The organism is Actinomyces viscosus, assembly GCF_900637975.1.
Lineage (GTDB): Bacteria > Actinomycetota > Actinomycetes > Actinomycetales > Actinomycetaceae > Actinomyces > Actinomyces viscosus.
In genome coordinates, this window is sequence record NZ_LR134477.1 from 2,830,073 (window position 1) to 2,845,054 (window position 14,982).

Below are 14,982 nucleotides of genomic sequence, written 5' to 3' on the forward strand. Positions count from 1 at the left end.
ACGAAACGCCGACAACACAAGAGACGACAACAAAAGAAGCCAGCACCAGCAGCCAAGCACCCCACGAGAAAGCGACACCCCCACATCGGACGCCCCACGAATACCCGATCACCAACCCAACAACAAAACCAGCAACACGAATCTTGTTTTAATCACACTATAGAACTATTGCCCTGTGGACGATCGGGATATTTACCTGCGGATTTGGATTGCTGGCCATTCCTTTCTTTAAGAAATGCGTTTATTGTGGTCATGGCACTTTCTTAAATGGTCACAATCCACACGTTGTAAGGTAAGTTATTCTGTCTGTTAGGGTGGTTTATTGAACTTGACGGGTGGGTGTTTGTGGTGCCGGAGTTGGTGTCGGCGGGCGGCCACGAACTACAGTTGACCTGCAACGACAGGGGAGCGCCCCGTCGTCGGCCCGGCCCCGACTGGCCGATGGGCCGCCGCCGACGGCGCTGAGAGTGCGGAAGCCCGCAGACCCTCGAACCTGCTCCGGTTAGCACCGGCGAAGGAAGTCGAGACATCTCCCCGGCGCGCCGCAGGCGGCCGCCGGGCCCTCCGGAGAACCATCGGAGGCACACATGACCACCCAGTCCACTCAGCCAGGCCGCCAGCCGGCCCGACCCGCCCGCCCGGTCTCGTCCGCCCGGGCACCGCTGCCCGGCAACCGGCCCTCCCGCCATCCCGCCCGCCCGGCCCTCAGCCGCCGCGCCCTGCTCGCCGGCACCGCCGCCGGCGCTGTCGGCCTGGGCCTGGCCGCCTGCGGCAGGAGCGGCAAGACCGACTCCAAGACCGTCACGGTCGTCACCCACGACTCCTTCCACGTCTCGGACGACCTCATCAAGTCCTTCACCTCCGAGACCGGCTACACCCTCAAGGTCGCCACCTCCGGCGACGCCGGCGCCCTGGTCAACAAGCTCGTCCTGACCAAGGACGCGCCGCTGGGCGATGCCGTCTTCGGCATCGACAACACCTATGCCACCCGCGCCCTCGACCAGGGCGTCATCGACACCTCCGCCACCGTCACCCTGCCCCAGAGCGCCGAGGGCTACGTCGTCGCCGACACCCCGGCCCTCGCCCCGATCGACGTCGGCGACGTCTGCCTCAACATCGACACCGGCTACTTCACCGGCAAGGGCCTCACGCCCCCCGCCACCTTCGAGGACCTGACCAAACCCGAGTACAAGGGCCTGCTCGTGGCCATCAACCCCACGAACTCCTCGCCCGGCATGGCCTGGCTGCTGGCCACCATCGGCCACTTCGGTGCAGGCTCCTTCGCCGACTACTGGAAGCAGCTCACCGCCAACGACGCCCGGATCGCCGAGGACTGGACCAGCGCCTACGAGACCGACTTCTCCGCCAGCGGCAAGGGCACCTACCCCGTCGTCGTCTCCTACGCCTCCTCCCCCTCCTTCACGGTCTCCGACGACGGCGCCTCCAGCTCCACCTCCGCCCTGCTGGACACCGCCTTCCGCCAGGTCGAGTACGCCGGGGTCCTCAAGGGCGCCGCCAACCCGGAGGGCGGCAAGGCCTTCGTGGAGTGGATGCTCTCCAAGGCCGTCCAGGAGGATATCCCCGGCCAGATGTACATGTACCCGGTCCTGCCCGACGCCACCCTGCCCGAGGCCCTGACCAAGTTCGGGCCGCTGTCCATCGCGCCGGTGACCGTGGATCCCAAGGAGATCACCGCCCACCGCGAGGAGTGGCTGAGCACCTGGACCGAGGCCGTCGGCAAGTGACCGCGCCGCGCGAGGAGACCCCGGGGACCGACGGCGCCGCCCGAGCCGACGCCGGGACCGGCAGCGGGCGGGGCCGGCCGGGCGGACCCGGCGGGCCCCGGCCGGGCTGGGGCGAGCGCATCGGCTGGGCCCTGGCCGCAGCCTGCCCGCTGGCCTTCCTGACGGTCTTCTTCGCCTGGCCCGTGGCCACGCTCATGGGACGCGGCCTCGCGCCGGACGGCGCCCTGGACCTGGGCGGCTTCGGCGAGGTCCTCGCCCGCGAGCGCACCTGGCGGATCCTGGGCCAGACCCTCACCCAGACGACCCTCGGCACCGCCGTGTGCGTGGCCCTCGGCGTCCCCGGGGCCCTCGTGCTCTACCGGCGCTCCTTCCCCGGCCGCGACCTGCTGCGCGGGGTGGTCACCGTGCCCTTCGTGCTGCCGACCGTCGTCGTCGGCGTCGCCTTCCACGCCCTGGTCACCCGCGGCGGCCCCCTGGAGGCCCTGGGCCTGGACGGGACGCTGACCGCGGTCGTGGCCGCGCTGGCCTTCTTCAACTACGGGCTCGTGGTGCGCACCGTGGGCACCATGTGGTCGCGGCTCGACCCGCGCGCCGTGGAGGCCGCCCGGGCGCTGGGAGCCTCGCCGGGCCGGGCCTTCGCCACCGTCACCCTGCCCGCGCTGGCGCCCGCGATCGCCTCGGCCGCCTCCCTGACCTTCCTGTTCTGCGCCACCGCCTACGGGGTGGTGCTCGTGCTCGGCGGGGTGGGGGTCGGCACCATCGAGACCGAGATCTACCGGCTGACCACCCAGTACCTCGACCTGCGGGGCGCGGCCGTCCTGTCCGTGGTCCAGCTCGGCGTCATCGCGCTGGCCCTGTGGGTGGCCGAGCGGGCGCGCGCCGCCACCCAGACGCGCCTGCGCCTGCGCACCGAGGTCCCGGCCCCGCGGCTGCGCGCCGCCGACGCCCCCGCGCTCGCGGTCACCGCCGCCACGGTCGTGGGGCTGCTGGTGGCGCCGATGGCGGTGCTCGTGGTGCGCTCCCTGCAGCGCGACGGCGCCTGGACCCTGGCGAACTACACCGACCTGGGCACGACCGGCGGGCGCAGCGCCCTGCTCGTGACCGTGTGGGAGGCGGCCGTGAACTCGGTGAGCGTGGCCGTGGCGGCCGCGGCCATCGCCCTGACGCTGGGGGCGGCCGTCTGCCTGGTCATCTCGCGCCGGCCCCGCAGCCGGGCGCTGGCCCGGGTCATCACCGGGCTCGACGCCGTCTTCATGCTGCCGCTGGGGGTCTCCGCCGTGACGGTCGGCTTCGGCTTCCTCATCACCCTGGCGCGCCCGCCGCTGGCCCTGACCCGCTCCTGGTGGATCCTGCCGCTGGCGCAGGCCGTGGTGGCCGTGCCGCTGGTGGTGCGCACCCTGCTGCCGACGCTGCGCGCCATCGACCCGCGCCAGCGCGAGGCCGCGGCCGCCCTGGGGGCCGGGCCCGCCCGGGTGCTGCTGACCGTGGACGGGCCCCAGCTGCTGCGCGCCGGCGGGCTGGCCGCCGGCTTCGCCCTGGCGACCTCGCTGGGGGAGTTCGGGGCGACGTCGTTCCTGGCCCGGCCCCAGGAGCCGACGCTGCCGGTGGTCGTCTACCGGCTCATCGGCAGCCCCGGCTCCCAGAACCAGGGGATGGCCCTGGCCGGCGGCGTGGTGCTGGCGGTGGGCAGCGCCGCCGTCATGCTCGGCTGCGAGTGGCTCCAGACCCGGCTCGGGCCCGGAGGAGGACATGGAGACGGCCGCGCGGTGGCCGCAACGGACGGAGGTGGGCGGCCATGAGCCCGGAGACCAGTGGTACCAGCGCTTCTACGGGCCTGTCGGTGCGCGGGCTCGCCGTGGCCTACGGGAACCTGCGCGCCGTCGACGGCGTCGACCTGGAGGTGAGCGCCGGGGAGGTCGTCGCCCTCCTGGGGGCCTCCGGCTCGGGGAAGTCCTCGCTGCTGCGGGCGGTGGCCGGCCTGGAGGACGTGGCCGGCGGCGAGGTCGCCTGGGACGGGCGGGACATGGTGCGCGTGCCCGTGCACAAGCGCGGCTTCGGCCTCATGTTCCAGGACGGCCAGCTCTTCGAGCACCGTGACGTCGGCGGCAACATCGCCTACGGGCTCACCGGCCTGCCGCGCGCCCGCCGCGATGAGCGGGTGCGCGAGATGCTCCAGCTCGTCGGCCTGCCGGGGTTCGAGCGGCGCCGGGTGACGACCCTGTCCGGCGGCCAGGCCCAGCGGGTGGCCCTGGCCCGGGCCCTGGCGCCAGCTCCCCGGCTCCTGCTGCTCGACGAGCCCCTGTCCGCCCTGGACCGGGCGCTGCGCGAGCAGCTGTCCACCGATGTGCGCGCGATCCTGCGCCGGGGCGGCACCACCGCGCTCTACGTCACCCACGACCAGGACGAGGCCATGACCGTGGCCGACCGGGTCGGCGTCATGGAGGACGGCCGGCTCCTGCGCATCGACACCCCCGAGCGCCTGTGGGCCGACCCCGGCAGCCGCAACGTGGCGCGGTTCCTGGGACTCGACGTCATCGGGGACCTCGCCCTGACCCCCGGCGCGCTTCGCGTGGTCGGCGCGCCGGGCGGGCCGCAGGGAACGGAGAGATCCGAAGGGATGCGGTTGTCGGCCACCGTGCGGGCCTCCCGCCTGCGCCGTGGTCAGTGGGAGGTCGAGGTCGAGCTCGATCCCGCGCAGCTCTCCGGGCTGGCCGGCCTGACTGAGCGGGCCGGCGCCGCTCCCGTCGTTGGTGATGACGGTGATGGCGGACCGGCCCGTGCCACCGCACTGGCCCAGTGCCCCCACGCCTCCGGCGAGCGCGTCGGCCTGCGCCTCGACCTCACCCGCACCGCCCGACTGTGAGGGGCGGTGGAGCAGGCGCTCCGCCGACGCCGCGGTCGTACCTTGTGCCACGCGTTCGAGGGGTAAAGGGTACGAACGCGCGACCTACCCTACGATCCCGAGAGGGCCGCAGAGCACTGGGGAGCACTGAGGAGTGCCGAGGGGTGCTGCGGAGTGCGGAGGGTCGGGAGCTGCGCCCACGGCACCGGCCTGCGTGACTGAGACGACTTTCCCGGTTCGTCAGACTTCCTGCTACTGTCTGCTCGTTATCTTCCGGTGCCTGCAAGGAGAACGCCATGGCCAAGCGAATGTGGAGCTGTTGCTGTCGCTGACGACAGCCCCTCGTCCTATTCGCTGAGCGCCCTGCTCCTGACACCCTGTGAGGTGCCCCCGTGCACTCGTCCACCCCGGACGCCCCTGTCTCCGACGCCGCCACAACCAGCCCCGCCGACTCCGCCAGCTCCGCAGACTCCACCGACTCCGCGGACGTCGCCTCCACCGTTGACGCGACCGGCGCAGCCGACCCGACTGACCTCGCCGACGCCCCGGCCCCCGTCGCCGACCGTGCCTTCCACGAGCGCCCCGGCGGCTCCCGCCAGGTCTGGCGCCGCCTGGCCGCCGACCGCTGGGCCCTGGCCGGAGGCACCGTCATCATCGCCACCACCCTCGTGGCCCTCCTCGCCCCCTGGATCACCCGCGCCCTCGGCGTGGACCCCTACACCTACCACCTCGACCTGCTCACCCCCTCCGGCGTCCCGGCCGGCCCCCTGGGCGGCGTCAGCACCGCCCACCCCTTCGGCGTCGAGCCGCAGACGGGCCGCGACCTGTTCGCCGTCGTCGTCGAGGGCACCCGCACCTCCTTCTCCATCGGCATGGGCGCCACCGTCCTGTCGATGGCCATCGCCATCGCCCTGGGGCTGAGCGCCGGCTACCTCGGCGGCTGGTGGGACGCCATCGTCTCGCGCCTGACCGACATCACCCTCGGCTTCCCCCACCTGGTCTTCATGATCGCCGTCTCCGCGATCATCCCCGCCACCACCCCGCGCGTACCGGTCATGATCCTCATCATCGGGATCCTCGGCTGGCCCTCCACCGCCCGCGTCCTGCGCTCGCGGACCATGGCCGTGCGCCAGCGCACCTTCGTGGGCGCCTCGCGCGCCATGGGCGCCGGAGGCCTGCACATCATGACCACCCAGGTCCTACCCAACCTCGTGGCCACCATCATCGTGCTCACCACCATCTCCATCCCCGGCAAGATCACCGCCGAGGCCGCCCTGTCCTTCCTCGGGGTGGGCGTGCCCCCGCCGACGCCGTCCTGGGGCCGCTCCATCGGCTCGGCCATCACCTGGGTCGCCACCGACCCCTGGTACCTCGTCTTCCCCGGCACCGCCCTGTTCCTGGTGACCCTGGCCTTCAACCTCTTCGGCGACGGCCTGCGCGACGCCCTCGACCCCAGGACCGGTGAGAGGCGATGAACCGCCCGCGCTTCCTGAGCCTGCGGCTGGCCCGCACCCTGCTCACCCTCGTCATCATCGTCTTCATCACCTTCGCCATCTTCTCCCTGTGGCCCTCCGACCCGGCCACCCTGGCCTGCGGCAGGCCCTGCACCCCGGAGAACCTCGAGCGCGCCCGCACCTTCATGGGCTACGACCTGCCCTGGTACACCCAGTTCTGGCACTACCTCCAGGGCATCGTCGCCGGGCGCACCTTCGGCGAGGGCACGGGCGCCATCACCTGCGCCGCCCCCTGCCTGGGCTACTCCTTCCGCCTGTCGACGCCGGTGAGCGAGCTCGTGGCCACCCGCCTGCCCGTGACCGCCTCGATCGCCGTGGGCGCCGCCGTCCTGTGGCTGGCCATCGGCGTGGGCGCCGGCGTCGTCTCCGCCCTCAGGCGCGGCTCGCGCCTGGACCGCACCATCATGACCGGCACCGTCCTGGGCGTGTCCTCCCCGGCCTACCTCGTGGGGCTGCTGGGCATCCTCCTGTTCGGCTTCACCCTCGACATGGTGCCGGTGGCCGGCTACGTCCCCTTCGCCGAGAGCCCCCTGGACTGGGCCTGGCACCTCATCCTGCCCTGGTGCGTGCTCGCCCTCATCTCCGCGGCCGTCTACGCCCGCATGGTGCGCGGCGAGATGCTGGAGAACCTCGGCGAGGACTACGTGCGCACCGCCCGCGCCGTCGGACTGCCCGAGCGACGGGTCGTGGGCCGCCACGTCATGCGCAACATCTCCCTGCCGGTGGTCACCTACTTCGCCCTGGACCTGGGCGGCCTGCTGGGCGGCGCGGTCATCACCGAGCGCGTCTTCTCCATGCAGGGCCTGGGCGCCCTCCTCATGGACGCCGTCGGCACCTCCGACGTCCCCGTCGTCATGGGGGTCACGCTCGTGGCGGCCGCCTTCGTCGTCATCGCGAACCTCCTGGCCGACGCCGTCGCCACCCTCATCGACCCCCGCATCTAGCCGGCCGGCAGCCCCCGCAGCCTCCCACCTCCCCTCCGGCGCCGACGGCGTCGGGACCCCGACCCGGCGGCCCGCCACGGGCCGACCGCAGCACAGGAAGGACACCCATGTCTGACACCCACCGCACCCTCAGCGGCTCGCGCCGCGCCTTCCTGGCCGGCACCGGCATGACCGCCCTGACTGCGCTGACCCTGGCCGCCTGCGGGGCCAACTCGCGCTCGTCGTCGGGCGCCTCGGCCAGCGCCAAGGCCGGCGGCAACCTGACGGTCCTGACCTCCGCCTCGGACGTCGGCTGGGACCCCGCCAAGAGCCAGTCCATGCCCATGACCTCACTGGGCCTGGTCCACCGGCGCCTGACCACCTGGAAGCTGGCGCCGGGCAAGCCGGTCGAGCTCGCCCCCGACCTGGCCACCGACACCGGCAAGGTCTCCGACGACGGCCTGACCTGGACCTTCACCCTCAAGAAGGGCCTCAAGCTCTCCGACGGCTCGGCCATCACCTCGGCCCACATCAAGCACGGCGTCGAGCGCTCCTTCGCCCCGGCCCTGTCCGGCGGCCTGGGCTACCACAAGTCCCTCCTGGCCGGCGCCGAGGGATACCAGGGCCCCTACTCCGGCGCCCACCTGGACTCCATCGCCACCCCCGACGAGTCCACCATTGTCTTCCACCTCGCGCGCGCCTTCGGCGACTGGCCCTGGATCGTCGCCCAGCCGGCCTTCTCCCCGGTCCCCGAGGGGGATGACCCCGCCACCTACTCCCACCAGCCCATTGCCTCGGGGCCCTACCAGGTCGGGGAGTACAAGCAGGGCTCGTCCATCACGCTGACGCGCAACCCGAGCTGGTCGAAGGACACCGACGACGTGCGCCTCGCACTGCCAGACACCTTCACCTTCTCCCTGGGCCAGGACGAGACCACCGCCTCCCAGCGGCTCATCGCCGACTCCGGGGACGACCGCCACGCCTTCGGCGCCGACCGCGTCTCGGCCGCCCAGCTCGCCCAGGTCTCGGCCAACAAGAGCGCCAAGTCGCGCCTGGCCACCAGTCCCGAGGGCGGGCCGCTGGCCTTCCTGGCCATCAACGTCCAGCGCGTCAGCGACCTTGACGTGCGCAAGGCCATCGCCCACGCGGTTGACAAGGCCGCCGTCGTCGCCGCCCTGGGCGGGGAGCTGGGCGCCCAGGCGGCCACCACATACATCACTCCGGGCATCCCCGGCCGCCAGGACTACGACCTCTACCCCCGCGACGCCGCCAAGGCCAGGGAGCTGTTAACCGGCAAGGCCGTGCCGGGCCTGGTACTGCTCACCGACAACGGCGCCGCCTCCAAGGCGGTCGCCGAGGCCGTGGGCCAGTCCCTCAAGGAGGCCGGCCTGCAGGTCACCATCGAGCCGGTCGAGCCCGACACCTTCACCGAGCGCGCCACCAAGGGCGACGGCTCCACCTACGACCTGGCCATCGCCAGCTGGAACCCGGACTACCCCTCGGCCAATGCCAACATCCAGCCCCTGTTCGCCTCCTCCGAGATCGGCTCCGGCGGCGCCAACTACGCCCGCTACTCCAACGCGGAGGTCGACGCCGCCATCGCCCAGGCCCAGGCCAACCTCGACGCCTCGGCGGCCCAGACCCAGTGGGCGGCCCTGGATCGCACGATCGCCGAGGAGGTGCCCGTGGTGCCCCTGGCCTACCGACGCAACTCCTTCCTGCACGGCTCGGGCGTGGCCGGGTTCTTCGTCGAGTCCTACCCCGCCTACCCCAGCTACCAGGTGATCGGAGTGAGCGCCTCATGAGTGAGTGGAGCCGGGGCGCCGGCGCGCCGAGGGCCGAGGTGGGGCAGACCCCGGCCGGCGGCGCCGGTGAGGCGGTGAGCGTAGCGGACGCGGTTGATGCTGCTGGTGCCGCTGGCACGGCCGACGGCGCCGGCGGGGCGGTTGGGGCGGCTGACTCTGCTGGTGCCGCTGGCACGGCCGACGCCGTGGGCGGGGCGGCACTGAGCCTGCGCGGCTTCGGCGTCGCCTTCGCCGGAAGCGACGCGCCCGCCTCCACCGGGATCGACCTGGAGCTGCGGCCCGGCCGGGTCCAGGCCCTCGTGGGCGAGTCCGGCTCCGGCAAGTCGGTGACCGCGCTGGGCGCCCTGGGTCTGCTGCCTCCCACCGCCGCTGTTTCCGGCTCGGCGCGCGTCGTCGACCCCGCCAGGTCTGGAGGCGGGGGTGACGACGCCGGGGCCGCCACCGGGGCCGCTGCGCCCGCCGTCGAGCTCGTGGGCGCCTCCCGCCCGGTGCTCGACGACGTGCGCGGGCGGCTCGTCGGCACCATTTTCCAGGAGCCGACCACGGCCCTGGACCCCCTGGAGACCATCGCCTTCCAGATCGGCGAGGCCGTGCGCGCCCACCCCGGCGCCTTCCGGCGGGCCGGTACCCAGGCCGGTACTGAGCCCAGCAGCGGGATCGGCGGCGGGACCGGGGCAGAGGCCGGTGCCGGGCGCCGTCGTCGACCGGGACGGGCAGGCCGGTCCGCCAGGCCCCGTAGGCTCAGCCGCGCCGAGGTCGACGCCCGCGTGCGCGAGCTGCTGACCCGCGTGGGCCTGGGCGGCAAGGGCGGCGAGGAGCTCGAGCGCATCGCCCGTTCCCACCCCCACCAGCTCTCCGGCGGCCAGCTCCAGCGCGCCTGCATCGCCCTTGCCATGGCCTGCGACCCGCCGGTGCTCATCGCCGACGAGCCCACCACCGCCCTCGACGTCACCGTCCAGGCCGGGATCCTCGACCTGCTGCGCTCCCTGACCCAGGACGAGGGCGTGGCGGTCCTGCTCATCACCCACGACATGGCGGTCGTCGCGGACGTGGCCGACGACGTCGCCGTCATGCGCCGCGGGACCATCGTCGAGCGCGGCGCCGTGCGCGAGATCTTCGAGGCGCCCGTCCACGAGTACACCCGCGAGCTGCTCGCCGCCGTGCCGCGCCTGGACTCCCTGCGCCAGGAGGACCCCTTCGCCGCGGTCGCGCGCGAGTCCGAGAGGCCGGGCGCGAAGGACGCCGAGCCCGTCGTCGCCGTCGAGGGCCTGAACGTCGTCTACCGCAACGGGCGGCGCACGGTCCACGCCGTGCACGACGCCTCGCTGACGATCGCGCCGGGGGAGGTCCTGGGGCTGGTGGGCGAGTCCGGCTCGGGCAAGTCCACGATCGCCGGGACCCTCACCGGGCTGGTGCCCATCGCCTCGGGCAGCGTGCGCGTCGACGGCGTCGAGGTGGCCGGGGCCAGGCGCCGCGACCTGCTGCCCGTGCGCCGCTCGACCGGCGTCGTCTACCAGAACCCTGCCTCCTCGCTCAATCCGCGGCGCACCGTGGGGGCCTCGATCGCCGAGCCCATGCTCATCCACGGCGGCTTCGACTCCCCGGCCAGGCGGGCCCGCGTGCGCGAGCTGCTGGAGGCGGTGCGCCTGCCGGCCGCCATGGCCGAGCGCTACCCCCACGAGATGAGCGGCGGCCAGCGCCAGCGGGTGGCGATCGCCCGCGCCCTGGCCCTGGATCCCCGCCTGGTGATCGCCGACGAGCCCACCAGCGCCCTGGACGTCTCCGTGCAGGCGGTGGTCCTGGACCTGCTGCGCTCGCTGCAGGCCGAGCTGGGCTTCGCCTGCCTGTTCGTCTCCCACGACCTGGCCGTCGTCGACTCCATCGCCGCGCGCACCGTGGTGCTCAGCGGCGGCCGGGTCGTGGAGTCCGGGCCCACCGAGCAGGTGCTCGCCCGTCCGCACCAGGACTACACCCGGCGCCTGGTGGCGGCCGTGCCCGTGCCCGACCCGGTCGTGCAGGCCGAGCGCCGAGAGCGCCGTCGGGCCCTCCAGGCCGAGACTGCCGAGCCCGCCGCCTGACACTGCGGACGCACCATAGGCCTCGGTGACTGACCCTGCAGGGGCCGTCCGCGGGCCCTACGGTGCGTCCGCGCGACCTACCCTACGAACGCGTGAAGGAGGGACTCTTGGGAGGAGCGGCGTCCGCTCGTGTTGGAGGGCCGTTGTAAGCCGTTGTAATCTGCGCTCGTCGGCCGGAGCAAGCCGCATCCCTGTCCGCAGCGGCCGTCCATCCGCGGCCACCGGCATCCCCACCGGCAGGCCTGCGGTGCGCGCGGAGCCCAGACCGGTCCGACCGGCCCAGGTCGAGCGGGCCGACGCCTGTCCCTCATCACCCATGAACCGCCCATGAGCCCCATGAACAGTCCCATAAGCTCTGACAAACTCTCCACCCCGAGGGCCCCCAAGCAGGTCCGGGACTGGCAGAAGAACCTGCTCAACCTCTCCGCGAGCAACCCGCTCATCAACCGCGCCTCGCACCACATCGTGGAGCCGGTCGAGCTGAGGGTGCCACCCGCGCTCATCGGCCAGGTCGAGGACCTCGTCAATGACCGTCACCTTATCTCGCTGACCTCGGGCAGGTACCGTCCCGCGAACCTGGCTGGAGACCGCCTCGCTGACGAGGAGGCTCGTCTTGCCGCGCTCCTGGCCGAGCACACCATCGAGACCGAGCTGACCGCCACCGAGCGTGTGCAACGCCTCCAGGCCCTGGCCACCAGTGCCCGCACCGCCGTCGAGGAGACCGGGGCCAACAACCTCTACCTGGCGATCGGGACCCTGCACTGGGAGAGCAGCGGCAGGCGCCTGCGCTCCCCGCTCATCCTCATTCCGGTGAATCTGGAGCGCACTGGCGATGACTTCGGCATCGGCCTGGATGAGACCGGTGTGTCGACGCCGAACTACTCCTTCCTCGACCGCTTCGAGCGCGACACCGGCATCGACCTGGCCGAGCTGAGGGTGCCGGCGCGTGACGAGCACGGCATCGACCTGGAGTCCATTCTCGACGGCGTGCGCGGCCGGCTCGGGCGGGCGGGCTGGGGCGACGTCGTCACGCCAACGGTCCACCTGGGACTCTTCCGCTTCTCCACCTACAGAATGTGGAGGGACCTCGAGGACCACTGGCAGTCCATGACGGAGAACCCGCTGGTCGCCCGCCTGGCGGGACTGCGCGACGATACCGGGGACATCAACGGAGGCGCGGTCCCGGCCGGCGGGGAGGTCGACATCGACCGGGAGGTCGAGAACCTGCCCCTGGCGGCCGACTCCGCACAGGCCCGGGTCGTGGCCGATGCCGTCGCCGGACGCAGCCTTGTCGTCGAGGGACCGCCCGGGACGGGCAAGTCCCAGACCGTCTCCAACCTCATCTTCCGTGCTCTGGCCACGGGGCGCACCATCATGTTCGTCGCCGAGAAGAAGTCCGCCCTCGACGTCGTCGCCCGCCGCCTGCGCGAGGAGACCGGGATCGGGGACCTGCTGCTCAACCTTCACGACAACGGCATGAGGCCGACCGCCGTGCGCGAGGCGCTGCGCCGGGCCCTGGCCCTGCAGCCGGGAGAGGGCGGAGACGGCGCCAGTACCGACGCCAGGACCGGCGACGCGGCCGACCGTCCCGCACCGGCCGCGCTGCGCGCCGAGCTGGCCGGGATCCGTGCCGAGCTCGACGCCTACCGCCGCGGCCTGTACGAGCCGGGCCCGAAGGGTCCCTCCTACGCCGACGCCCGTGAGAAGCTCGCCCAGCTTCGGGACTCCGGGGACCCTGAGAGCCCCGCCGCCGCCCAGGCCCAGGCCGCTCTGGAGGAGCGCGCCCGAGCCACCGGCCTGGACACCTTCGACGCCGCCGCCCACAACCGGCTCATCGAGCGCTACCGCAGCACCCAGGAAGAACTCCGTCGGGCCCTGAGCCTCGAGCTGGTCGACGTCGTCCTGACCCACCGAGACCGGGTCCTCCAGAACGCCGGCTCCCGGGTGGATGGGCTGCGCCATGAGCTCAACCGGCGCCGGAGCACCATGAGCGTGCGCGAGCTGATGAGCACCTACGGGGACCTCATCACCGCCCTGACGCCCTGCCTGCTCGTCTCGCCGGATTCGGTGGCCCGCTTCTTCCCGGCCGACCGCCGCTACGTGGACATCGTCGTCTTCGACGAGGCCTCCCAGATCCGGGTGGCCGACGCCGTGGGCGCCATGGGGCGCGGCCGCAGCGTGGTCGTCGTCGGCGACCCCAAGCAGATGCCGCCCGCCCCCGGCGCCGGCGAGACGAGCGGAGGCCAGGCGCCCGAGGCCGACTCCATCCTGATGAGGTGCCTGGAGTGCGGCCTGCTCCAGCGCCGGCTCACCTGGCACTACCGCAGCCGCGACGAGTCCCTCGTGGCCTTCTCCAATCGCCACTACTACGGGGGTGCGCTGCTCACTTTCCCCAGTCCGCTGACCATGTCAACCGGGCCCGACGACGCCCCCGGCGGGCACGGCATCTCGCTGCGCAGGGTGGCCGGCAGCTACTTCAGGCCCGAGGACCGGGCCAGGCGCTCCAAGGCTCGACCGAGCACCAACCCGCACGAGGCCAGGCGTGTGGTCGAGGAGGTGCTCCGCCACTTCGAGGCCTCCCCGGACCGCCCGCCCTCGCTGGGCGTCATCACCTTCAACGATCGCCAGCGCGAGCTCATCGAGAAGCGCTTGCGCGAGGGCGCCTCGCCCCGGGTCATCGAGGCGCTCGACGTCCGCGACGGCCTGTTCGTCAGGAACCTGGAGAACGCCCAGGGCGAGGAGCGTGACACCATCCTGTTCTCCGTCACCCTGGCCGCCAACGCCCGGGGCGAGGTACCACTGAGCTTCGGGGCGCTCAACCACGCCGGTGGCGAGCGGCGCCTCAACGTGGCCATCACCCGGGCCCGCCGGCAGATCATCGTCTTCACCAGCTTCGACCCCCAGGACCTGCACGCCGAGCGGACCTCCCACCGGGGCGTCAAGGACCTGCGCGCCTACCTCCACCAGGCCGCCCAGCGGCGGGCGCCCCGGGCCCTGCCGGCCTCGCGCAGCCCGCTGAGCTGGCACCGCCACGAGATCGCCGAGGCGCTGGAGGCGGCCGGGCTCACGGTCCGTACCGGCGTCGGCCACTCCACCTTCGAGATCGACCTCGTGCTGGCGCGAGTCGACCAGCCCGCCCTCCCCACCGTCGCCGTCATGCTCGACGGGCCGCAGTGGAACCAGCGGGAGAGCGTCGTGGACCGGGACCTGCTGCCGGTCGACGTCCTGCACACGATGGGCTGGCAGCGGGTCGAACGGGTCTGGATGCCCGAGTGGCTGGCGGACCCGCAGGCCGTCGTCGCCCGGCTCGTCGAGGCCGCCGGTGGTCGCTGGACGCCGGTGACGCCGTCGACAGCAGCGCCCGAACCGGAGGCGGCCGGCCCGATCGAGGCCGCCGGGCCGCAGACCGACGACGACGCAGATGACGCGGAGACGGGGGACCAGGTCGACGCGAGCGCTGGTGCAGGCATTGATGCAGGCGCTGGCAGCCCCGGCACGGGTCCCGCCTCCGGCCCGCGAGCCCCGGGCAGCGAGTACACCGCCTGGAGCCCGGCGGGCGTGCGCCCGGTGGAGATCCTCGACCGGGCCGGCACCGATGCGGAGGCCAGGAAGGTGCTCGTCGAGGTCGCCACCGCCATCTGCCGGGTCGAGGCCCCGATCGCGCGGCGCCGGCTCTACGTCAAGATCTCCCGTGCCTTCGGACTGTCACGAACCGTCAAGTCGCGTCAGGAGTCGATCAGGGCCGCTCTGGGGGAGGCCTTCGCCTACTTCGACGAGGACGGCTTCGTGTGGGCCAGCCGGGACGACGCGCTCGCGGCCCCGTCCTACCGCCGCAACGCCCTGGACCACGTGGACTCCATCCAGGAGATCCACCCCCGCGAGCTGGTGGGGCTCATGGTTCAGGCGCGTGCCAAGAACCCGGAGTGGGTCTCCCGGGAGGACCTGTTCACGTGGGCGCTCAAGCGTCTGAGCGCCAAGAAGCGCAGTCTCGGTGCGCGCGGGGTGTCGGAGGCGCTCACCAGGGCCCTCAAGGAGGCTGAGCGCGAGCAGTCGTAGCCCCGCTAGTGCGGGGAGC

General features: G+C 72.8%; 8 protein-coding genes. All 8 read left to right on the forward strand.

The window, feature by feature from the left end:
• Positions 1 to 587 precede the first annotated feature (587 nt).
• On the forward strand, positions 588 to 1,745 hold the full coding sequence (locus EL340_RS12040; RefSeq protein WP_232023057.1) for a thiamine ABC transporter substrate-binding protein: 1,158 nt from the start codon (positions 588 to 590) through the stop codon (positions 1,743 to 1,745).
• The gene (locus tag EL340_RS12045) at positions 1,742 to 3,544 is read left to right on the forward strand and encodes an ABC transporter permease (protein WP_126414758.1); all 1,803 of its coding nucleotides are present in this window, start codon (positions 1,742 to 1,744) and stop codon (positions 3,542 to 3,544) included. Before EL340_RS12040 ends, EL340_RS12045 begins: the two co-directional genes overlap by 4 nt.
• Positions 3,541 to 4,608: an ABC transporter ATP-binding protein gene (locus tag EL340_RS12050; protein ID WP_126414760.1), complete on the forward strand. Its 1,068-nt coding sequence runs from the start codon at positions 3,541 to 3,543 to the stop codon at positions 4,606 to 4,608. Before EL340_RS12045 ends, EL340_RS12050 begins: the two co-directional genes overlap by 4 nt.
• 371 nt (positions 4,609 to 4,979) lie before the next feature.
• Positions 4,980 to 6,062 carry an ABC transporter permease gene (locus EL340_RS12055; protein WP_126414762.1) on the forward strand — a complete coding sequence of 361 codons (1,083 nt, stop codon included), beginning with the start codon at positions 4,980 to 4,982 and terminating at the stop codon, positions 6,060 to 6,062.
• Positions 6,059 to 7,045: an ABC transporter permease gene (locus EL340_RS12060; protein WP_126414764.1), complete on the forward strand. Its 987-nt coding sequence runs from the start codon at positions 6,059 to 6,061 to the stop codon at positions 7,043 to 7,045. The genes EL340_RS12055 and EL340_RS12060 overlap by 4 nt, the downstream gene beginning before the upstream one ends.
• A gap of 107 nt (positions 7,046 to 7,152) precedes the next feature.
• Positions 7,153 to 8,829: an ABC transporter substrate-binding protein gene (locus EL340_RS12065; RefSeq protein WP_126414766.1), complete on the forward strand. Its 1,677-nt coding sequence runs from the start codon at positions 7,153 to 7,155 to the stop codon at positions 8,827 to 8,829.
• A complete protein-coding gene (locus EL340_RS12070) occupies positions 8,826 to 10,907 on the forward strand; it encodes an ATP-binding cassette domain-containing protein (protein WP_232023058.1) in 2,082 nt (693 codons plus the stop codon). Before EL340_RS12065 ends, EL340_RS12070 begins: the two co-directional genes overlap by 4 nt.
• A gap of 336 nt (positions 10,908 to 11,243) precedes the next feature.
• Entirely contained in the window at positions 11,244 to 14,963 is a 3,720-nt protein-coding gene (locus tag EL340_RS12075; RefSeq protein ID WP_269471634.1) for a DUF4011 domain-containing protein, read from the forward strand.
• Positions 14,964 to 14,982 lie beyond the last annotated feature (19 nt).

Excerpts from the sequence above, each read along its gene's own strand:
- EL340_RS12040 (WP_232023057.1), top strand. The coding sequence starts at position 588 with ATGACCACCCAGTCCACTCAGCCAGGCCGCCAGCCGGCCCGACCCGCC.
- EL340_RS12050 (WP_126414760.1), top strand. The coding sequence starts at position 3,541 with ATGAGCCCGGAGACCAGTGGTACCAGCGCTTCTACGGGCCTGTCGGTG.
- EL340_RS12060 (WP_126414764.1), top strand. The coding sequence starts at position 6,059 with ATGAACCGCCCGCGCTTCCTGAGCCTGCGGCTGGCCCGCACCCTGCTC.
- EL340_RS12065 (WP_126414766.1), top strand. The coding sequence starts at position 7,153 with ATGTCTGACACCCACCGCACCCTCAGCGGCTCGCGCCGCGCCTTCCTG.
- EL340_RS12070 (WP_232023058.1), top strand. The coding sequence starts at position 8,826 with ATGAGTGAGTGGAGCCGGGGCGCCGGCGCGCCGAGGGCCGAGGTGGGG.
- EL340_RS12075 (WP_269471634.1), top strand. The coding sequence starts at position 11,244 with ATGAACAGTCCCATAAGCTCTGACAAACTCTCCACCCCGAGGGCCCCC.